The organism is Chromobacterium sp. Rain0013, from assembly GCF_015291765.1.
GTDB lineage: Bacteria > Pseudomonadota > Gammaproteobacteria > Burkholderiales > Chromobacteriaceae > Chromobacterium > Chromobacterium haemolyticum.
This window is the reverse complement of the sequence record NZ_CP031514.1, coordinates 1180416-1201831: the sequence shown is the minus strand read 5'-3', so window position 1 is coordinate 1201831 and position 21416 is coordinate 1180416. Positions and strand designations below refer to the sequence as shown.

General features: G+C 62.8%; 19 protein-coding genes. 14 read left to right on the top strand and 5 right to left on the bottom strand.

Annotation, left to right across the window (positions count from 1 at the left end; genetic code table 11):
* The first annotated feature begins 12 nt into the window (after positions 1-12).
* From DXT74_RS05675 to DXT74_RS05665, 3 genes are read left to right on the top strand one after another with little or no spacing between them, the layout of a single operon-like run.
* Positions 13-1419, top strand: coding sequence for an efflux transporter outer membrane subunit (locus DXT74_RS05675; RefSeq protein ID WP_194427494.1), 1407 nt, complete (start codon positions 13-15; stop codon positions 1417-1419).
* 10 nt (positions 1420-1429) lie between these two features.
* Positions 1430-2590 carry an EmrA/EmrK family multidrug efflux transporter periplasmic adaptor subunit gene (locus tag DXT74_RS05670; protein WP_043635217.1) on the top strand — a complete coding sequence of 387 codons (1161 nt, stop codon included), beginning with the start codon at positions 1430-1432 and terminating at the stop codon, positions 2588-2590.
* Between the two features lie 12 nt (positions 2591-2602).
* A complete protein-coding gene (locus tag DXT74_RS05665; protein WP_194427493.1) occupies positions 2603-4135 on the top strand; it encodes a DHA2 family efflux MFS transporter permease subunit in 1533 nt (510 codons plus the stop codon).
* A 51-nt stretch (positions 4136-4186) separates the two neighbouring features.
* Here DXT74_RS05665 and DXT74_RS05660 read toward each other — a convergent pair whose 3' ends face one another.
* Complete coding sequence (locus DXT74_RS05660) at positions 4187-5071, bottom strand: LysR family transcriptional regulator (RefSeq protein WP_081554539.1); 885 nt, start codon at positions 5069-5071, stop codon at positions 4187-4189.
* A 117-nt stretch (positions 5072-5188) separates the two neighbouring features.
* On the opposite strand from DXT74_RS05660, the gene DXT74_RS05655 reads away from it, so the two are divergent.
* Positions 5189-6214: a YeiH family putative sulfate export transporter gene (locus DXT74_RS05655; RefSeq protein WP_043635223.1), complete on the top strand. Its 1026-nt coding sequence runs from the start codon at positions 5189-5191 to the stop codon at positions 6212-6214.
* A 106-nt stretch (positions 6215-6320) separates the two neighbouring features.
* On the opposite strand, the gene DXT74_RS05650 is transcribed toward DXT74_RS05655, so the two are convergent.
* From DXT74_RS05650 to DXT74_RS05640, 3 genes are all read right to left on the bottom strand, one after another.
* Entirely contained in the window at positions 6321-7460 is a 1140-nt protein-coding gene (locus DXT74_RS05650) for a hypothetical protein (protein WP_194427492.1), read from the bottom strand.
* A gap of 228 nt (positions 7461-7688) precedes the next feature.
* Positions 7689-7877: a YbdD/YjiX family protein gene (locus DXT74_RS05645; protein ID WP_043589723.1), complete on the bottom strand. Its 189-nt coding sequence runs from the start codon at positions 7875-7877 to the stop codon at positions 7689-7691.
* Positions 7877-9937 carry a carbon starvation CstA family protein gene (locus DXT74_RS05640; protein WP_043635231.1) on the bottom strand — a complete coding sequence of 687 codons (2061 nt, stop codon included), beginning with the start codon at positions 9935-9937 and terminating at the stop codon, positions 7877-7879. Before DXT74_RS05640 ends, DXT74_RS05645 begins: the two co-directional genes overlap by 1 nt.
* Positions 9938-10181: 244 nt before the next feature.
* On the opposite strand from DXT74_RS05640, the gene DXT74_RS05635 reads away from it, so the two are divergent.
* The 4 genes from DXT74_RS05635 to DXT74_RS05620 all read left to right on the top strand — a co-directional run bounded on the left by DXT74_RS05635 (position 10182) and on the right by DXT74_RS05620 (position 14468).
* On the top strand, positions 10182-10901 hold the full coding sequence (locus DXT74_RS05635; protein ID WP_043635236.1) for a response regulator: 720 nt from the start codon (positions 10182-10184) through the stop codon (positions 10899-10901).
* 3 nt (positions 10902-10904) lie between these two features.
* Positions 10905-12251: an ATP-binding protein gene (locus DXT74_RS05630; RefSeq protein WP_043635239.1), complete on the top strand. Its 1347-nt coding sequence runs from the start codon at positions 10905-10907 to the stop codon at positions 12249-12251.
* A gap of 324 nt (positions 12252-12575) precedes the next feature.
* A complete protein-coding gene (locus DXT74_RS05625) occupies positions 12576-13397 on the top strand; it encodes a carboxylesterase (protein WP_019100922.1) in 822 nt (273 codons plus the stop codon).
* 459 nt (positions 13398-13856) lie between these two features.
* Positions 13857-14468, top strand: a complete 612-nt coding sequence (locus tag DXT74_RS05620) for an outer membrane beta-barrel protein (RefSeq protein WP_194427491.1) — start codon at positions 13857-13859, stop codon at positions 14466-14468.
* Between the two features lie 60 nt (positions 14469-14528).
* Here the strand turns inward: DXT74_RS05620 and DXT74_RS05615 are convergent, their stop codons facing one another.
* A complete protein-coding gene (locus DXT74_RS05615; RefSeq protein ID WP_194427490.1) occupies positions 14529-15149 on the bottom strand; it encodes a glutathione S-transferase family protein in 621 nt (206 codons plus the stop codon).
* A gap of 99 nt (positions 15150-15248) precedes the next feature.
* Here DXT74_RS05615 and hemF point away from each other — a divergent pair, with 99 nt between their 5' ends.
* From hemF to DXT74_RS05585, 6 genes are all read left to right on the top strand, one after another.
* Entirely contained in the window at positions 15249-16160 is a 912-nt protein-coding gene (hemF, locus tag DXT74_RS05610; RefSeq protein WP_194427489.1) for an oxygen-dependent coproporphyrinogen oxidase, read from the top strand.
* Positions 16161-16287: 127 nt separating this feature from the next.
* Positions 16288-17958, top strand: coding sequence for a glycosyltransferase family 39 protein (locus DXT74_RS05605; protein WP_194427488.1), 1671 nt, complete (start codon positions 16288-16290; stop codon positions 17956-17958).
* Positions 17959-17986: 28 nt separating this feature from the next.
* Positions 17987-18358, top strand: coding sequence for an SMR family transporter (locus tag DXT74_RS05600; protein ID WP_019102862.1), 372 nt, complete (start codon positions 17987-17989; stop codon positions 18356-18358).
* Between the two features lie 14 nt (positions 18359-18372).
* Positions 18373-19500: a DegT/DnrJ/EryC1/StrS aminotransferase family protein gene (locus DXT74_RS05595; RefSeq protein WP_194427487.1), complete on the top strand. Its 1128-nt coding sequence runs from the start codon at positions 18373-18375 to the stop codon at positions 19498-19500.
* A 7-nt stretch (positions 19501-19507) separates the two neighbouring features.
* A complete protein-coding gene (locus tag DXT74_RS05590; RefSeq protein ID WP_019102860.1) occupies positions 19508-20455 on the top strand; it encodes a glycosyltransferase in 948 nt (315 codons plus the stop codon).
* Complete coding sequence (locus DXT74_RS05585) at positions 20452-21354, top strand: formyltransferase (RefSeq protein ID WP_194427486.1); 903 nt, start codon at positions 20452-20454, stop codon at positions 21352-21354. Before DXT74_RS05590 ends, DXT74_RS05585 begins: the two co-directional genes overlap by 4 nt.
* Positions 21355-21416: the final 62 nt, after the last annotated feature.

The window sequence follows — 21416 nt, the reverse complement described above, 5'->3', positions numbered from 1 at the left end:
GAGTCCCACTAGGTGAAAAAGACTCAATGGCAGCACGGCGTCAGCGCCCTGCTGCTCAGCGCCCTGTTGGGCGGCTGCGCGAGCTTCGGCCCTGACAACGTCCCCGCATCTGAGCTCAAAGCCGAACAATTACGGCTGACCGATGGCCAGGGCGAACGGATCGCCAATGATTGGTGGACGCAACTGAACGACGCCGCGCTGAGCCAGCTGGTGGCCAAGGCCCTGCAGGACGCGCCCTCGCTGAAACTGGCCGAGGCCCGGCTGCGCCAAGCGCGCGCCGCAGTCGGCATCGTCGAAGGCAATAGCGGCCCCAAACTCGATTTCAGCGCCAATATGACGCAGCTGCATTACGAGTTCCCGGCGCCGATCTCGCGCGACTACGTCAACGCCTACACCGCGATGCTGATGGGCAGCTGGGAGTTCGACTTCTGGGGCAAGCACCGCGGCCAGATCGACGAAGCCGTCGGCCAGCAGCAAGCCATCGCCTTCGAAGGCGCGCAAACCCGGCTGACGCTGACTCAAGCCGTCATCGCCCAATACACCCAGTTGCAACGGCTGCAGGCGCAAAGCGCGGTGCTGGCCAAGCGCATCCAACTGGCGGAAAGCCGCCAGACGCTAACCCAAGCCCGCATCAACGCCGGCCTGCTGCCGGGCGATAACCAGCGCGGCAACGAAGTCTCGCTGCATCGCCTGCGCCAGCAGCAAAGCGCGCTGACTCAGGACAGCGACCGCGCCCGTCACGCGCTGGCGGCGCTGACCGGCCAAGGCCCGGAAGCCTTGCGCGGCTTGCAGCCCGGCAAGACGCTGACGGTGCCGGCCATGGACGCCGACGGACTGAACGCCGACCTGCTGAGCAAGCGCCCGGACATCGCCGCCCAACGCGCGCGGGTGGAAGCCACCGCCGGCGCGGTCAAAGCCGCGCGCGCCGAGTTCTATCCCAATATCAAGCTGACCGCCTTCGCCGGCCAGACCTCGCTGGAATTCAACAAGTTGATGAACGGCGACTCCACCTTCTGGGGCTTCATGCCGGCGATCAGCCTGCCCCTCTTCCACTCCGGCGCGATCCAGGCCAATTTGGGCAAACAGCGGGCCGGCTACGACATCGCCGTACACAGCTACAACCAGACCGTACTGGACGCGCTCCGCGACGCCGCCGACTCCGTCAGCGGCTGGCAACAAAGCGGCAAGCAGCTGGAACAGGCCCGCCAAGCACAAGACAGCAGCCGTCGCGCCGCCGACTCCGCCGCCGCCCGCTTCAAGGCCGGCATCATCAACAAACTGAACCTGCTGGACGCCCAAGACAGCGCACTGGCGCAACAATCGGCGCGCATCGACGCCGAAGCCGGCCGCAAACTGGCCTGGGTTTCCCTGAACACCGCATTGGGCGGCGGCTTCAACGCTGCGCCCGCCACCCACTGAGAACGCATCCATGGACAAGAAAACCAAAACCGCGCAAGGCCGCAAACGCAATCTGATCGTCGCCACCACCCTATTCGCCGCCATCGCCATCGGCTATGGGGCGTACTGGACGCTGGTGCTCAGCCACCAGGAAAGCACCGACGACGCTTATGTCAGCGGCCATCTGGTGCAAGTCACCCCGGAAGTGGGCGGCACCGTCGCCAAAGTCCTGGTGGACGACACCCAGCACGTCAAGGCCGGCCAATTGCTGGTCAGCCTGGACAAGAACGACGCGCAGCTCAACTTCGACCGCGCCCGCAATGAATTCGCTCAAGTCGTGCGCCAGACTCGGCAGTTGATGAGCAACACCCAGCAACTGGCCGCTCAAGTCACGCTGCGCGAAACCGAACTGGCCCGCGCCGACGCCGATCTGAAGCGCCGCAAACAGCTGGCCGGCACCGACGCGCTGTCGGCGGAAGAGTTGAGCCACGCCAACGACGCCGTCGCCGGCGCCAAGGCCGCGCTGGACGCCGCGCGCGAACAGCAAAAAGCCAGCGCCGCGCTGCTGGGCAAGGACGCGCTGGCGCAGCAGCCCGCGGTCAAGGCCGCCGCCAGCCGGCTGAAAGAAGCCTGGCTCGCGCTGCAGCGCACCGAAATCAAGGCGCCATTGGACGGCGCCGTCGCCCGCCGCAATGTGCAGGTGGGCCAGCGCCTGGCCGCCGGCACCCCGCTGATGTCGGTGATCCCGCTGCAAAACCTGTGGGTGGACGCCAACTTTAAGGAAGGCCAACTGGCCAAGATCCGTATCGGCCAGCCGGTGGAGCTGAAATCCGACCTCTACGGCGGCAAGATCGTGTACCACGGCAAAGTGGTGGGCCTATCCGCCGGCACCGGCAGCGCTTTCTCGCTGCTGCCGGCGCAGAACGCCACCGGCAACTGGATCAAGGTGGTGCAACGCGTACCGGTGCGCATCCAGCTGGACCCGAAAGACCTGCAATCGCACCCGCTGCGCGTCGGCTTGTCGATGGACGTGGTGGTGGACACCTCCAGCACCGACGGCAAGGCCGTGGCCGAAGCCCAGCCCTTCGTCGCCCACCAGGACGTCTCCGGCCAGTTGCCGGACCTGAAACAGGCCGACGAACTGGTGCGGACGCTGCTGGCGGCCAACGCGGGTGAAGGCAAGGCCGAATAAGGGGGCCGGACCATGAATCATCCACCATTGACCGGCTCCAAGCTGGTCTGGATCACGCTGGCGCTGTCGATGTCGGTGTTCATGCAAGTGCTGGACACCACCATCGCCAACGTGGCGCTGCCCACCATCTCGGGCAACCTGGGCGCGGCCACCAGCCAGGGCACCTGGGTGATCACCTCATTCGGGGTGGCCAACGCCATCGCGGTGCCACTGACCGGCTGGCTGGCCAAACGCCTGGGCGAGGTGAAGCTGTTCACCGCCTCCACCCTGCTGTTCGTGCTCACCTCCTGGCTGTGCGGCATGTCCAGCAGCCTGGAAATGCTGATTTTCTTCCGCGTGCTGCAAGGCGCGGTGGCCGGCCCGATGATTCCGCTGTCGCAGAGCCTGCTGTTGTCCTGCTATCCGCCGGAGAAGAAAGGCATGGCGCTGGCGCTATGGGCGATGACGGTGATCGTCGCGCCGGTGTTCGGCCCGATTCTGGGCGGGGTGATCAGCGACAACTGGCACTGGGGCTGGATCTTCTTCATCAACGTGCCGGTGGGACTGGCGGCGGCCTTCATTTCCTGGCGCATCCTCAAGCCACGCGAAACCGAAACCGTAGATCTGCCGATCGACCGCATCGGCCTAGCCCTGCTGGTCGTCGGCGTGGGCGCGCTGCAAATGGTGCTGGACCGCGGCAAGGAGCTGGACTGGTTCAACTCCACCGAGGTGATCACACTTGCGGTGATCGCAGTGCTGGCGCTGGTTTATCTGGTGATCTGGGAGCTTGGAGAGAAGCACCCCATCGTCGACCTCAGCCTGTTCAAACAGCGCAACTTCACCGTCGGCACCGTCGCCATCAGCCTGGGCTTCATGCTCTACTTCGGCACCGTGGTGCTGTTGCCCTTGATGCTGCAGACCCAGATGGGCTACACGGCCACCTGGGCCGGCCTGGCCGCGGCGCCCATCGGGCTGATCCCGGTGGTGCTGTCGCCCATCATCGGCAAGTACGCGCAGCGGCTGGACATGCGCTGGGTGGTGACGGTGAGCTTCAGCGTGTACGCCATCTGCTTCTTCTGGCGCAGCACCTTCAACCCCCAGATGGACTTCGCCTACGTAGTATGGCCACAGGTGGTGCAGGGCATAGGCGTGGCCTGCTTCTTCATGCCGCTGACCACCATCACGCTATCCGGCCTGCACCCGAGCCAGATCGCCAGCGCGTCCAGCCTGTCCAACTTCCTGCGGATTCTGGCCGGCAGCATCGGCACCTCGATCACCACCACGATGTGGGACCGCCGCGAGGCGATGCACCACGCACGCTTGACCGAGCATGTCAGCCTCTACGATCAGGCCTCCAACGCCTGGTTCCGGCTGCTGGACATGGCCGGCCTGTCCTCCGGGCAGCAGGCGGCGCTGACCTCGCTGCAGATCACCAAGCAGGGTTACATCATGGCGGCCAACGAGATTTTCTGGCTGTCCGGCGTGCTGTTCGTACTGCTGATCGGCCTGGTGTGGTTCGCCAAGCCACCGTTCACCGCCTCCGGCGGCGACAGCGGCGCGCATTAAGTCCCGTCATCCATCCTCGCCGGACAGCCAAGCTGTCCGGCGTGTTTTCATTCAGGCCAGCAGCGCCGCCATCGTCATGTTCTGGAACGCGGCCATGCCGCGGGTCAGCGTCTTGTCGCGGTGCTGCACTTGGTACAGCGTACGCGTCAGCGCCGGCAAACCGGCTCTCACTTCCACCACCGCGCCGGTCTGCAACAGATCGGCCACCACCCTCCGCGACAGGCAGCTGACGCCGAGGCCGGCCGCCACAGCGTGCTTGATCGCCTCGGAATGGCCCAACTCCATGCTCACGTTGAGCATGGCCAGGTGCGGCAACAGCAAACGGTCCACTTCCTCGCGCGTGCCGGAGCCGGTTTCGCGCAAAATCCATTCGGCCTTAGCCAGGTCCTGGCGCGCCGCTTCGCCTCGCGCCAAGGGATGATCGGCGGCGGAGAACACCACCAGTTCGTCCTGACGCCAGGGCTGAGCAATCAAGTCCGGGTGGTGGCAAGGCCCTTCGATGAAACCGAAATCCACACGCAGCGCCGCTACCGCATCGACGATATCGCGGGTATTGGCCACGTCCAGTTCCAGCCGCGCCAGCGGCCAGGCGGCGCGGAAGGCCGCCAGTTGCTGCGGCAATAAATAGTTGGCCACCGTGCTGCTGGCGCCTATCTTCAAAGACATCGCCCCGGCGTTGAACAGACTTTGCATGTCTTGGGCCGCATCCAGCATCGCCCGCGCCTTGGGCCACAGTAGCCGGCCGTGCTCGTTCAGGCTCAGCCGCTTGCCGATCCGGTCGAACAGACGCACATCGAGGCCGGTTTCCAGCTTGTCCAACGCCTGGCTGGCCGCGGACTGCGTCAGGGCGACATGGCTAGCCGCCTGGGTGACGGTGCCGTATTCGGCCACCGCGACAAAGACCTCCAGTTCGCGCAGGGTCAGCTTCAAGCCCATACCACCTCCTTAATATCGATTTTACTACTGATATATATCCATTTTATCCGTTTCTCTACTGAAAACGAGGGGCGTATCGTTAGCTCCATCCGCCATAGACCAAACAGGCATTTACTTATGACAAACCTTCGCCAAATCATGCCGGGCCTGGCGTTGGCCATCGCCGTCGCCGTGGCTTCGCTGTACGCAGCGGATTTGCCTGCGATGAAACACCTGGGCTTCTCCGCGCTCACCATCGCCATTCTGGGCGGCATGCTGATAGGCAACACCGTCTACCGCTACTTTGCCGGCGCCAGCCACCACGGCATCCAGTTCTCCAAGCAAAAGCTGCTGCGACTGGGCATCATCTTGTTCGGCTTCAAACTCACATTTCAGGACATCGCCGCAGTAGGCTTTGCCGGCGTATTGATCGATACCTTGGTGCTATGCACCACCTTTCTGCTGGCTTTCCGCATCGGCCGCAAATACTTGGGCATGGACGAGCAAAGCGTGATCCTGATCGGCGCCGGCAGTTCCATCTGCGGCGCGGCCGCGATTCTGGCCACGGAACCGGTGATCAAGGCTCATGCGGAAAAAGTGGCTGTAGCCGTCGCTACCGTGGTGGTGTTTGGCACCGTGGCGATGTTCCTGTGGCCGATGCTGTATCAATGGACTAGCCATCTGGGCATTTCCGAGTTCAACTACGGCGTGTTCGCGGGCTCCACCATCCATGAAGTGGCGCAAGCCGTTGCCGCCGGCAAATCGGTCAGCGAGGCGGCGATGACCACCGCGGTGATCACCAAGATGATACGCGTAATGATGTTGGCGCCGTTTTTGATCGCCTTGTCCAGCTGGCTGGCCGCCAAGCCGCACGGCAGCCGTCAACAAAAGAGCGGCATTGCCATCCCCTGGTTCGCCGTTGCCTTCCTGGCCGTGGCCGCCTTCAACTCCTTCAACCTGCTGCCTGCCGCGTGGGTCGGCGCCATCGTCTCGCTGGACAACCTGCTGCTGGCCGCCGCGATGGGCGCGCTGGGCATCACCACCCACTTCTCCGCCATCCGCCAGGCCGGCGCCAAACCGATGCTGCTGGCTTCCATCCTGTTTGGCTGGCTGATCGTCGGCGGCGGCCTGATCAACTTCGGCGTCAGCCATCTGCTGCACTAAACACTGTGTAAGCCAAAACAAAACCGCCCGGTTTACGCCGGGCGGTGATAGTGGGGTTGCATTGCGGACATGCCTAGGCGTCGTCTCTCTTCAGCCGCTTTGAGAGTCACTCATTGCCCGATACCTGCTCGCGCGACAAACCCTTCATAACCATCAGCCGGCTTTGCACCAAGGCTGCGGCAAACTGCCTCTTGAAGTTATCAGCCGGGCGCCAGTCTTTCCCGTCCCGAACAAAACCAAACTCCCCTTCCAGCAGCAAGCGGTCCTCCTTGCCGATCGCAACCATGAACGGGTCGCGATATTGCACCATCAGCTTGCAGCTCCAAACGCCGCCCGCACCTTGTACGCAATCGTTCAAAGGCAATACTTCGCCTAGGGCTACTTCCGGCTGGCCAGCCGCTCCTTGCATACGGGCCAATGCGTCGGCCGCCGAACCACCCAGCTTGCTAAAGTCCAGCACCCCTTGTTGCAGCGCCTGCCTCACGCCCTCCCGCCCCAAAGGCTTGCCCAATTCCGGCAGCGCCCCATCCGAATTCAACTGAGCGTAGCGTGTGCGCAGCAAACGCTCGTCGCCCCCCATCACGAAGATATCCTCGCCCTTCCCCTTCACCTCGTACGCAATGGGCGCGCGTTGCTCATTTATAACCAACATGGCCACGCAACCGCGTGCGCGCTCCGTCTTGATGTAGCCCAGTTCCTTGACCTGTTCCAGCTTGAGGTTCCCTAAATTGCCCGCTATCGGCGCGCTCGCGCTGGGTTTTCGCGACATCAGGTGCGCCTGCGCCGACCACAAAGACTTATGTATGTTTTTCTTCACCACCGATGCTTCGCATCTCGGCACCAGCGGCGGCGTCAGGAAATACCAGCCTGCCGCGCCAAGCAACGCCGCGCCACCCAGCCCCCAAGCCAACTTTCCGCGCCATGAAGTGGTCCGTTGCTGCTGGAGCAGAGCCAACTCCAGTTCCCAATCCTGGTTGTACTCATCCACCGCTTGCCTGCGCACCGCATTGGAAGCAAAACCTTCATCCGCATCCGCCTTGGTTTCGATTTCAATCATTTGCTCCAGGCTCAGCACCTCCTCCTCTTCCAACCAGTCCAAGCCGCCCCCCAAGGTGGAGAAAGGCTCCGCGCCCTGCTCGCGCAGCTTTTCGCGCGCCGTCTGGTAAAGCGCCTGGTCAATTACTCCGCCCTCCAGCAGGCGGTCAAGGATCGGGGTTGCAAACGTGGAATCGCTCATATCGTCCATCAACGGCGCGCATTTCGCATACGCATCCGGGCTAGTGAAAAGGCCGTCCAGAATAACCCAAGGACAGAAAAACACCTAAAATCCAAACCATTTTGGATTTGCAAATCGAAAAACAATCCCATAGTCATTTACAAATATAAAACGCACGGCGTGCAAACCGCGCAGCCTCTCACGCAATGAAAAACGCCCGGCCAAGCCGGGCGTTCAACTATGCCGAACCATCAGGACTCAGCACGGACACTTCTTCATGCTCTTGCCGCCATAGCGTTCATCCTGACAGCGGCGAAAAAAGGCCTCCCGGCTCATCACCTCCGCGTTGGGATTGAAACGGCGGCGGCTGGCGACGTAAGCGTCGTAATCCTTGACGCCCACCATCAACCGGGCGGTTTTCGCCCATTGCTGCCATAGCTTGTTCATTACGCGCCCTCCTCACGGAACACCGCCGGCACCTCTTTGGCGGTGGACCACTTCACCGCCAGCGATTTGCGCATCACATTCAACGCGAACACCAGCATGGCGATCACCACCGCCATGAACAGCGCCGTCAAAGTGGCGTCCACATAGTCATTGAAGATGATCTGATGCATTTGCGCCATATTCTTGGCCGGCGCCAGAAGCTCGCCCTTGGCCGCGGCGGCGGAGAACTTGTCGGCGTGCGCCAGGAAGCTGATCTTGGGGCTGGCGTGGAACAGCTTCTGCCAGCCAGCGGTCAGCGTCACCACCAGCAGCCACAACGTAGGCAGGGCGGTGACCCAGATGTAGCGGGTTTTCTGCATTTTGATCAGCACCGCGGTGGCCAGGATCAGCGCGATGCCGGCCAGCATCTGGTTGGCGATGCCGAACAGCGGCCACAAGGTGTTGATGCCGCCCAACGGATCCACCACGCCCTGATACAGGAAATAGCCCCAGCCGGTCACGGCGAGGCCCGTGGCGATCAAGTTGGCGGTCCAGGATTCGGTGTTGGCCATGGGCTTGACGACCAGGCCCAACAGGTCCTGGATCATGAAGCGCAGCACGCGAGTGCCCGCGTCGATGGTGGTCAGAATGAACAGGGCTTCAAACAGGATGGCGAAGTGATACCAGAAGGCCATCATCGCCGGCCCGCCAATCACATTGGACAGAATGTGCGCCATGCCCACCGCCAAGGTCGGCGCCCCGCCGGCGCGGGACAGAATGGTGCTCTCGCCCACGTCCTTGGCCATCTGGGTCAGCATATCCGGCGTGATGACGAAGCCCCAGCTGGAAATCACCTGGGCGGCTTCCTCCGCGGTCTTGCCTATCACCGCCGCCGGGCTGTTCATCGCGAAGTAGACGCCCGGGTCCAACACGCAGGCAGCAATCAAGGCCATGATGGCGACGAAGCTTTCCATCAACATGGAACCGTAGCCGATCATGCGCGCGTGGGTTTCATTCTCCAGCATCTTGGGCGTGGTGCCGGAGGCCACCAGCGCATGGAAGCCGGACACCGCGCCGCAGGCGATGGTGATGAACAGGAAGGGGAACAGATTGCCGGAGAACACCGGGCCGCTGCCGTCGATGAACTTGGTCACCGCAGGCATGTGCATATTGGGCGCCACGATCATGATGCCGATGGCCAGGCCGACAATGGTGCCGATTTTCAGGAAGGTGGACAGATAATCTCGCGGCGCCAGCAGCAGCCACACCGGCAGCACCGAGGCGATGAAGCCGTAGCCGATCAGAGTCCAGGCCAACGTGGTGCCGCTCAGGGTAAACAGCGGCGCCAGGGTTTCGTTCTTGGCGATGTCGCCGCCGTAAACGATGGCCAGCATCAGCAGGATAAAGCCGATGACGGAAATCTCGCCGATTTTGCCCGGCCGGATATAGCGGGTGTAGACGCCCATGAACAGGGCGATCGGTATCGTGGCCGCAATGGTGAAGGTGCCCCAGGGGCTGCCGGTCAGCGCCTTGACCACCACCAAAGCCAGCACCGCCAGCAGGATCACCATGATCATCAGAATGCCGATGGAGGCGATAACACCGGGAATCGCCCCCAATTCGGTGCGGATGATCTCACCCAGCGATTTGCCGTCGCGGCGCACCGACAAGAACAGAATCAGGAAGTCCTGCACCGCGCCGGCCAGCATCACCCCCACCAAAATCCACAGCGTGCCCGGCAGATAGCCCATCTGCGCGGCCAGCACCGGCCCCACCAGCGGCCCCGCGCCGGCGATGGCGGCGAAGTGGTGGCCGAACAGCACCCATTTATTGGTGGGCACGTAATCCAGGCCGTCATTGTATTTTTCCGCCGGGGTCAGTCGGCGGGCGTCCAGTTCCAGCACTTTGTGGGCGATGAAGCGGCCGTAAAAGCGATAGGCGATGGAGTAGACCGACACCGCCGCCACAATCAGCCAAACAGCGTTGACCGGTTCGCCGCGATTGAGGGCCACTACGGCGAAGGCCGCTGCGCCGGCCAGGGCGACGGCCAGCCACACGGCCCATTCTCTTATCTGTTGCATATGGCAAGTTCCTATTCTCTTTATCCCGTTTTAATTCCCCGGTCCCTGGCGACGACAGCGGCCACGGCCGGCTTTTTTTGCCTGACCGATTCTGGATTGATAGTTCCGGAAAATCAAGCACGCCATGTCATTTGTAGAAACTATCGATAATTTATGACGAATAGCAGTCACGATAATGCTAAAGTCGCCGGCGAACCCCGCGTGCTAATATTTTGATTTGAACCACAGAATCCCGTCGACGGACATGAACAGCGATACCCCCTATATTCTCATTGTCGAAGACGACGTGAGACTAGCCGAATTGATAGGCGCCTATCTGAGCAAGCACGGCTATCGCATCTCCCAGCACGGCCGCGGCGACACCGCGCCGGCCATCATCCTGGAAGAAAAGCCGGACCTGGTGATCCTGGACATCATGCTGCCAGGCAAGGAAGGCTTCGACGTCTGCCGTGAAATCCGTCCGCGCTATAACGGCAGGGTTTTGATGATGACCGCGCGCGACGAGGACGTGGACGAAATCCTGGGCCTGGAACTGGGCGCCGACGATTATCTGGCCAAGCCGGTGGAACCGCGCCGCCTGCTGGCCCGGGTGCGCGCGCTGCTGCGCCGCGGCGGCCCCGGCGCTCAGGCCGATGGCGATAACGGCGGCGACGACAGCTTCACCTTCGGCCAGTTCTGCATCAGCCAGGCCACGCGCGAGGCGACGCTGAGCGGGGACTTGATCGACCTGACCACCGCCGAATTCGACCTGCTGTGGCTGCTGTCCTCCCACGCCGGCCAGGTGCTGTCGCGCGACGACATCATGAGCGAGTTGCGCGGGATAGGCTTCGACGGGCTGGACCGCTCGATAGACGCACGCATTTCGCGGCTGCGCCGCAAGCTGGGCGACAATCCGGACGCACCGGCCCGGATCAAGACCGTTCGCGGCAAAGGCTATCTGTTCTCTCGCAGCGACTGGGAATAAAGCATGAGCGCGCGTCGTCTTCGCGGCTGGCTCAAGCCGTCGCTGGGCACCCTGTTTGCCCGCTACTTCTTCGCCACCATGCTGGCTGAGCTGATCATCATCATCGGCTTTGGCTTCATGGTCACCAAGCTGTACGAAAACAGCGACCGCGACAGCAAGCTTCAATTCATGAACGGCACCGTGACCCTGATCCGCCAGCAGCTGGAACAAACGCCGCACCAGGATTGGGACCGCAAACTCGCCGATATCGCCCGCGCCTTCAGCTACCCTGTCAAGCTGATCGCCCATCCTCCCGACGATTTCGAACCGGAAGGCCACGCCGCGCTGCTAAGCGGCCGCCCCTATCTAGACTTCGACAACCAATTGCTCTACGTGCCGCTGCCCCATGATCCGCGCCTGCTGCTGCTGGGCCCCTTGGAGGCGCCGCCCAGCAATAGCAGCTGGATCAGCGAGGACATGGAAATCCTGCTGCTGTGGATTTTGCTGACCGGCTCCACGCTGGGCACACTGATCTATTTCAGCCTGCGCCCGCTATGGAAGGACTTGCTGGAAGTGCGCCTCAAGGCGGAGATTTTCGCCGACGGGGATTTCAGCGCCCGTGCACAACCCTCCAAGAGCCGGCTGCTGGCGCCCTTGTCGCGCGCCTTCAACAGCATGGCGGCACGGCTGGAGCGGCAGATGGAAACGCGCCAGGCGCTGTCGCACGCCATCGCCCACGAAATCCGCACTCCGATCGCGCGGCTGCGCTTCGGCCTGACCATGCTGGAAGAGGAAGAGGACGAAAAGGAGTGGAAGCGCTACCGCGAAGGCATGGAGCGCGATATGCAGGAATTGGAAGAACTGTTCAATACCAGCATGGAGTTCGCCAAGCTCAACCGCAACGAAGTGCCCTTGCACTGGGAAACGGTTGACCTTTACGACTGGTTCGACGATCTGGTCGATCTGGTCACGCCGCTGAAACCGCCCGGCATCAAGCTGGAGCTGGACTGCGCGCTGGGCAATGGCGCCTTCGACCGCAAACTAATGTACGTGGCCAGCCGCAACCTCTTGCTCAACGCCTTCAAATACGCCAACGCTCAAGTCCGGCTGACGGTGTGTCACAACGCCGCCGGCCAGTTGCTGATCCATGTAGATGACGACGGCTGCGGCATCCCCGAGGCTGAACGCGACAAGGTGTTCGAACCCTTCCTGCGTCTGGACCGCAGCCGCGACCGGGCCACCGGCGGCTACGGTTTGGGCCTGTCCTTCGTCAAACTGATCACCGAACACCACGGCGGCCAAGCCAGCGTGGCCGCCAGCGAACTAGGCGGCGCGCGCTTTACGCTGTGCATCATGCAGCCGCAGCAATAGCACGGTTTACGATCTGCGGCGCGCAGTGAGGCATGACACGGTGGTAGAGCATTCGAAATGCGCGTGTACCGCTGGCACACTCAGCTTTCTCAGCTGTTTTCGCCTTGTCTCGCCTTAGCTCGCGAGACTTTGAACAGCCCCTAAACACTCCCGATAAAGATGCCGGAGCGCCGCCTCCTGAGCCGGCAAAAAGTAAAGCCGCAGTTTGTTAAATAATCTGAATTGGGTCACGGTCCGTCACAAAGCGGGGACAGGAAGCCAACAGACCCAGGACCGCCGTCCCTGGATAATGCCAGCATCTCAACTTGGATTCGGGTATTTTCCATGGTTTCTTCACGACCGGCCGCCCTGCTGGTACACGGTCTGGGCGGCAGCGCATACGACCTTGGCGCGCTTGGACGCACGCTGGAGGAGGCTGACATCGTCACGCACACCCCGCTGCTGCCGGGACATGGTGGCGAGCCGGAAGATCTGCTGTCCGTCCGCTGGCAGGACTGGGTGGAAACCATACGCAAGGAATACCTGGAGCTGAAAACACGCCACAAGGTAGTGCATCTGGCCGGCGTTTGCCTGGGCGGCCTGGTGGCGCTGGAAGTGGCGCGGCTGGAAAACCACAAGGACGGCCTCGCGCTGTACGCGCCGCCGCTGTTCCTCGACGGCTGGAGCCTGCCCAAGCTGACTTGGGCCCGCCACATCGTCTACCGCATTCCCGGCCTGGCCAAGAAGATGCGCGTGCCGGAGGTTGAACCTTTCGGCATCAAGAACGCCCGCATCCGCAAAGCGATCCAGCAGCGCTTCGAACGCGGCGAGCGCTTCCACTACGCCTACATCCCGTTGGCCTGCATCCGCCAAGTGGATGGACTGCGTCGCCAGTTGATGTCGCGGCTGGAGCAGATCACTTGTCCGACGCTGATCGTACATGCCGACGAGGACGACATCACCAGCCCGCGCTCCGCCCATCACCTGCAACGCCACCTGGGCGGCAAGGTCGATTTCATGCCTTTGTCCAACAGCTACCATATGGTGATGGTGGACAATGAGCGCGGCGAAGTGCTCAAGCGCAGCCTGAAGTTTTTCAACCAGCGCGCTCAAGCGCCGGCCACTGCCGCCGAGCAAAACGGTTGGGCCCTGTTCGCCGCCGCCTGAACGCCGCGCACTCGCAATCAAGGCAAGCTTCCTGCTTGCCTTTTTTCTTGCCCGCGCAGTCGCATCGGCTTTATCAGCCTGAATTAAAGTTGCAAGCGATCACAACTGAAAGTTGAATTTAACAGCTGAGCAAACTTCTAAGCCGGCTCGTCACCAACCGTCATCAAGCCAGAACACAGCAACAATGGAAGGCCAGGATCAGCTGAAGCAAACTGTTTGCACGAGCCGGATCGGCCCCCAGCCGGTCTTGCAACGGTTCCGTTCTCTTCCCTTTGTGTGACTTTGCGTGCCCGCCGGCTTCGGCGGGCATCTTTTCTTTCAGGTGCCCGCCCTGTTTTGTTACATATCGTTACACAAGCCCTTCACCCTGCACACAAAGAGCGCTTACAAGCTCAACAGACTGAATTACTTCTTATTCGCACAATATCGCCGTTATCAACAAAGCAAATAGTCGCAAAAATGAAAAAACTAATCATCGTTTCCGTGTTGAGCCTGGCAGCTCTGTCCGCGCATGCAGCCGATCCCGGCTTCTACGTCTTCGGCAACACCGGTTATAACTTCTCCAAGCTGGAGTCCGGCAACCGCAACATCATTCTGAAAGACGCCAAGGCCGCCGGCACGGTATGGGAACTGGGCGCGGGCTACCGTTTCAACCAATACCTGGCAACCGAACTGTCCTACGCCGATTTCGGCAAATCCAAGGCCAACGGCTCCATCGCACCGTCGGTGCCCGTGTTCGGAGGCAGCCGCGGCGATGTGTCGGTCGCCACCAAGGCCGAACGCATTGCCGTGTTGGGCATTCTGCCGGTGACCCAGGATTTGGAAGTCTTCGGCAAGGCCAGCCTGAACAATGTCCATACCAAGCTCAAGATCGACCAAGTTGGCAACAAGACTTTCAACGACACCCGCTTAGGTCTTGGTTTCGGCGCGCAGTATCAGCTGCACAAAAACCTGTCTCTGCGTGGCGAATACGAATACATCGCCGGCAATGACTTCCAAATGGCGGGCCAGAGCTTGGTCAAAACCTCCGGCACCAGCGTGCTGAAGGCCGGCATCAGCTACCACTTCTGATCGCGCGTCTTGCCTACACTCGCCAGCCGCGGCCCCTGCGTTCGCGGCTGGTTTTGCGTTTCAGGCCGTCGGCACCGCCATGCCGCGCCGCACCGCCGGGCGGGCGCTCAGCCGTTGGAACCAATCCCATACCCGGGGAAACGCCGTCAGATCCACCTGATGCCATTCGTGACGCGCCGCCCATGGATAAAGCGCGATGTCGGCGACGCTATACTCGCCGGCGACGTAATCTCGCCCTTCCAACTGCCGGTCCAGCACCCCGTACAGACGCAAAGCCTCGTCGTGGTATCGCTTCTGCGCGTAAGGCAGGCTTTCCGGCGCGTAGCGCAGGAAATGGTGAGCCTGCCCCAGCATCGGCCCAAAGCCGCCCATCTGGAACATCAGCCATTGCAGCGCCTCGTAGCGCGCCGCGCCCGCCGCCGGCAACAAACGGCCATGCTTTTCCGCCAGATATTGCAGAATGGCGCCGGACTCGAACATCGCCAGCGGCCGCCCGTCCGGCCCGTCGCTGTCCACGATGGCAGGGATCTTGTTGTTGGGGCTGATGGCCAGAAAGGATTCGGCAAACTGCTCGCCCTTGCCAATGTCCACCGTGTGCACGGCGTACGGCAACTCCAGCTCTTCCAGCATGATGGAAATCTTGCGCCCATTGGGCGTGCCCCAGGTATACAGATCAATCACGATACGCGTCTCCCGTATTCAAGGCTCCGGCGGCTCGCGCCTGCGCGCGCCGCCCCGTCTGCTACAATGCAGCCCATTTCAAGCCTTCAGGATACTGCGATGAGCCAGCCGCGCGTCAATGATGTCAAAGCCTTTCTCTTGGACCTGCAAGACCGCATCTGCGCGGCGCTGGAGCAGGCGGACGGCGGCGCTCAATTCGTCGAGGACGCTTGGCAACGGCCGGGCGGCGGCGGCGGACGCAGCCGGGTCTTGGCCAAGGGGGCCTTGTTCGAGCAGGCCGGGGTCAATTTCTCCCACGTCTACGGCGACGCGCTGCCCGCCTCCGCCACCGCCCACCGGCCGGAGCTGGCCGGCCGCGGCTTTCAGGCCATGGGCGTGTCGCTGGTGATCCACCCGGAAAACCCGCACATTCCCACCAGCCACACCAATGTCCGCTTCTTTATTGCGGAAAAGGACGGCGAGGCGCCGGTATGGTGGTTCGGCGGCGGTTTCGATCTGACTCCGTTCTATGCGGTGGAAGCCGACGTGGTGCACTGGCACCGCGTGGCCCGCGATTTATGCCAGCCCTTCGGCGAGCAGGTGTACCCGGACTACAAGCGCTGGTGCGACGAGTACTTCTACCTGAAACATCGCCAAGAGGCGCGCGGCGTCGGCGGCCTGTTCTTCGACGACCTGAACGCCTGGGGCTTCGATTCCTGTTTCCGCTTCATGCAGGCGGTGGGCAACGGCTTCATCAACGCTTACTTGCCCATCGTCGAACGCCGCAAGGGCGATAGCTGGGGCCACCGCGAGCGCCAGTTCCAGCTTTATCGCCGCGGCCGCTATGTCGAATTCAACCTGGTCTGGGACCGCGGCACCCTGTTTGGCCTGCAGTCCGGAGGCCGCACCGAATCCATCCTGATGTCGATGCCGCCGCTGGCGCGCTGGGAATACGATTACCAGCCGGAGCCGGGCAGCCCGGAAGCGGCGCTGACCGAGCGCTTTCTGGCCCCGCGAGACTGGCTGGCCTGAGAGCCGCGACCGAACCGGATACCGCCGCTTTCTTCAGCCCTCACATGAGTTTAGCCAATCACAAGAACGACGAAATCGGGTATCCTTGCGCAGCTGCCCATAACAATCCCATGACCATCCGTTCCGCATGAATCAACCCCATTTTTCGGCTGGGCTCTCCAGCCGCGCCGCCCGCCCCTGGCAGGAGCCGGCGCTGTGGCTGCTGTTCGCCGTCGTCTGGTTCGGCTCCCTCGGCTACCGCGGGCTGATTCACGCCGACGAAGGCCGCTACGCGACGCTGTCGCTGTTCATGCTGCACAGCGGCGACTGGATCACGCCGCGGCTGAACGGCCTGCTCTACTTCGAAAAACCGGCGCTGCAATACTGGATGGGCGCGCTGAGCTTCGCCGCCTTCGGCGTCAACGAGTTCGCCGCCCGCTTCTGGCCGGGCCTGACCGGCTTTCTGTCCGTAGCGATGTGCGGTTTCACCGCGCGCCGGCTCTGGGGCGTAGACGCCGGGCGCTACGCGGCGCTGACCGCCGGCAGCTGCGCCTGGATTGTCGCCAATAGCCATTTCCTTTCGCTGGACATGGGGGTGAGCTTCTTTCTCACCGTGGCGCTGTGCGGCTTCCTGCTGGCGCAACACGACAGCGCCGACGCGCGCGCGACCCGTCACTGGATGTGGGTCACCTGGGCGGCGATGGCCGCCGCCACGCTGAGCAAGGGCTTGATCGGCCTGTTGATCCCCGGCGCCACGCTGGTGCTGTACAGCCTGCTCAATTGGCAATGGGGCTTCTGGAAACGCATGCACTGGCTGAGCGGCCTGGCCTTGTTCCTGCTGCTGACCGCGCCCTGGTTCATCCTGGTGTCCCAGCGCAACCCGGACTTCGCTCACTTCTTCTTCATCCGCGAGCACCTGGAGCGCTTCCTCACCACCGAACACAAACGCACCGGCGCGCCGTGGTATTTCGTTCCCTATCTGCTGCTGGGCCTGCTGCCCTGGACCAGCCTGCTGCCGGCGCTGTGCCGCGACGGCTGGCGCGAACCGGGCGCGCGGCTGCGCGTCGGCCGCCTGCTGCTGATCTGGTCGGTCTTCATCTTCGCCTTCTTCAGCAAATCCAGTTCCAAGCTGCCGTCCTACATCCTCCCGATGTTCCCGGCGTTGGCCCTGCTGCTGGCGCCCACGCTGCAGCGCATGCCCTCCGCCGCGCTGAAGAAGCACCTGCTGCCGACGCTGCTGCTGTGGCTGGCCGCGCTTGCGCTCTACCCCTTTGTTGATCGTTTCGCGTCCGAGGACATCCCGCTTGATGTGCTGCACGGCTTCGCCCATTTCGTCGCCGCCGCCGCCTTGCTGTTCCTGGTCTGCGCCGCCGTCGCCCGGCGCTTGCTGGGCCGCGAACGCAAGCTGGCCGCTCTGTGCTGGCTGGCTTTCGGCAGCTTGCTGGCCGTCAGCGTCGCCGCCGCCGGCCACGACAGCTATGGCCGGCTGAAGGGCAGCAAGGAAATCGTCCGCCAGATCCAGCCTTATCTCAATGCGGACACGCCGGTGTTCTCGGTCCGTTATTACGACCAGACTTTCCCGTTCTATCTGGGCCGCCCGGTCACCCTGGTGCAGTTTGTCGATGAGTTTGAATTCGGCGAGAGCCAGGAGCCGCAGCGCTGGATGCCGCGACTGGAACAATTCGTCGCCGCCTGGAACGCCGCCCCGCGCGCGCTGGCGATGACCGACCCCGCCACCTATCAGGAACTGCAAGCCCAGGGCTTGCCGATGCGGGTGGTCTACCAAGATCCGCGCCGCCTGGTGGTGGCCAAGCCGTGAAACAGCCAACCTTTGGACCCGCTCTACTATGAAGTTGATCGAATTCGGCCTGATTCTGCTCGGCGTGCTGCTCAACGCCGCCGCCCAGCTATGCTTGAAGGCCGGCGTGCGCCAGATCGGCCACTTTGACTTTTCCGCCTCCAACGTACTGCCGATAGGCTGGTCGCTGGCCACCAATCTGCCCATCGTCGGGGGCCTGTCCTGCTATGTCGTCAGCGTGGTGGTATGGATCATGGCGCTGTCGCGAGTGGAGGTCAGCATCGCTTACCCTATGCTGTCCATCGGCTACGTGGTCAACGCGCTGCTGGCCTATTGGCTGTTCGGCGAAGCGCTGAGCGCTCAGAAACTGATCGGCATCGGCGTCATCATCATCGGCGTGGTGCTGGTCGCCCGCAGCTAAGCAGAAAGGCTCAAATGGATTTCCTGCCCTTCACCCGCCCGGACATCGACGAAGCCACCATCGCCGCCGTCGGCGAGGTGCTGCGTTCCGGCTGGATCACCACCGGTCCCAAATCCCGTCAACTGGAAGCCGAGCTGTCCGCCCATGTCGGCGGCCGTCCGGTACGGGTGGTGGCATCCGCCACCGCCGCGCTGGAAATGGCCTTGCAAGTGGCCGGCGTCGGCCCCGGCGACGAGGTGATTACCTGCCCGCTGAGCTGGGTGGCCACCGCCAACGTGATTCTGAAAGTGGGCGCCAAACCAGTATTCGTCGACGCCGACCGCGCCAGCCGCAACATCGACCTGAACCAGGCGGAAGCGGCGATCACCCCGCGCACCCGCGCCATCATCCCGGTGGACCTGGCCGGCCTGCCGGTGGACCGCGACCGCCTCTACGACATCGCCAAGCGCCACCGTCTGCGCGTGATCGAGGACGCCGCCCAGTCCATGGGCGCCAACTGGCGTGGCCGCCGCATCGGCAGCTTTGGCGATTTGGTGTCCTTCAGCTTCCACGCCAACAAGAACATGACCAGCGGCGAAGGCGGCTGCCTGGTGCTGAACGACGAGGACGAAGCCCGTCTGTTCGAGAAGCTTCGGCTACAGGGCGTGACCCGCCACGCCGACGGCGGCATGGACGTGGACGTGCTGGGCGGCAAGGCCAATATGACCGATATCGCCGCCGCCATCGGCCTGGGCCAGTTGCCGCGGCTGGAGAGGTTCAACGCCCGCCGCCGCGAGCTGGCGGCGCTGTATTTCCGCCATTTCGACCGCCAGCTGGGCTGCGAACTGCCGCTAGAGGACATGGCCCAGAGCAATTGGCATATGTTCCAGCCGCTGTTGCCGCTGGACCGAATGAGCATGGACCGCGGCGAATTCATCGCCCGGATGAAAGACCTGGGCATAGGCGTGGGCGTGCACTACCCCGCCATGCATTTGTTCACCTTGTTCCGCGAGATGGGCTTCCAGCCGGGAGATTTCCCGGTGGCGGAAGACATCGGCCGCCGCACCGTCACCCTGCCGCTGTTCCCGGCCATGGCCGACGAGGACGTGGAACGCGTGTGCGCCGCCGTGAGCGGCGTGCTGAAGCCCGTGCTGAGCGTATAAAACATCTATGAAAAGCGTAATCGATCTTTCCGTCGTCATCCCGGTATACAACGAGCAGGACGTGCTGCCGGCGCTGTTCGACCGCCTCTACCCCGCGCTGGACGCGCTGGGCGTGCGTTATGAAATCGTCTTCGTCAACGACGGCAGCCGCGATAAAAGCCCGGCCATGCTCGCCGCGCAGTTCGACCTGCGGCCGGACGTGACCCGAGTGGTGCTGTTCAACGGCAACTTCGGCCAGCACCGCGCCATTCTGGCCGGCTTCGAATACAGCCGCGGCGATCGGGTGGTGACGCTGGACGCCGACCTGCAAAACCCGCCGGAGGACATCAAGCTGCTGCTGGCTGAAATGGACAAGGGCCACGACTACGTCGGCTCCATCCGCCGCCAGCGCAACGACAGCCTGTGGCGCCACCTGGCCAGCCGCGCGATGAACCGCCTGCGCGAGAAACTGACCCGCATCAAGATGACCGATCAGGGTTGCATGATGCGCGCCTACAGCCGCCGCATCATCGACACCATCAATCAGTGCAACGAGCTGCACACCTTCATCCCGGCGCTGGCCTATCAGTTTGCGCAGAACCCGACCGAAGTCACCGTCGGCCATGAAGAGCGCTTCGCCGGCGAATCCAAGTACTCGCTGTACAGCCTGATCCGCCTGAACTTCGACCTGATGACCGGTTTCTCCATCGTGCCGCTGCAGCTGTTCTCGCTGCTGGGCATGCTGGTCTCCGCCGGCTCCGGCGTGCTGGTGGTCTACCTGGTGCTGCGGCGCTTCATCGTCGGCCCGGAAGTGGGCGGATTGTTCACTCTGTTCGCCATCGCCTTCCTGCTGATCGGCATCGCGCTGTTCGGCATCGGCCTGCTCGGCGAATACATCGGCCGCATCTACCAAGAAGTGCGGGATAGACCGCGCTATGTGATCGGCGCGGTGCTGGAGCAAAAGGACAAACCATGAAAGCCGTGGTCTTCGCTTATCACAATGTCGGCGTGCGCTGCCTGAGAGCGCTGATCGGCGGCGGCGTGGATGTGGCGCTGGTGGTCACCCACCGTGACAACCCCAATGAAAACATCTGGTTCGCCAGCGTGGAGCAGGTGGCCCGCGACTACGGCATACCGGTGATCACCCCGGACGACCCGAATACGCCGGAAGTGCTGGCCCAAGTGCAAGCGGCGCGGCCGGACTTCCTGTTCTCTTTCTATTACCGTCACATGCTCAAAGCCCCGCTGCTGGAATGCCCGTCGCGCGGCGCCTTCAATATGCATGGCTCGCTGCTGCCCAAATACCGCGGCCGGGTGCCGATCAACTGGGCCATCATTCACGGCGAAACCAAAACCGGCGCCACCCTGCACGTGATGAACGTCAAGCCGGACAACGGCCCCCTCGTCGATCAGATGGCGGTGCCCATCTTGCCGGATGATAATGCCGACGAAGTGTTCGCCAAGGTCACCGTGGCCGCGGAAATGGTGCTGGCCCGCAGCCTGCCGGCGCTGCTTGCCGGCAAGGCCGAATTCCGCCAACAGGATTTGAGCCAAGGCGGCTATTTCGGCGGCCGCAAACCGGAGGACGGCCGCATTGACCCGCAAGCCGGCGCCGCCGATCTGCACAACTTCGTGCGCGCGCTGACCCATCCGTTCCCGGGCGCCTTCGCCGACATCGACGGCGGCCGGCTGGTGATCTGGAAAACCCTGCGCGCAGGCGGCCACGGTCAGCAATTGCAAACCGCCCGGCTACACTCAGAAAACGGCGCGCTGTGGCTGGACGCCGTGGACGGCGGCCGCTTGAAGGTACTATCCGCCACGCTGGACGGCGCGGCGCTGGATCCGACGACAACACAGACGCTGACGCTGGCCTGAAGCGGCGCACTCACGGAATACACATGCAAATCACAGTCCCCCTCCAGGGGACGATGAAGGAA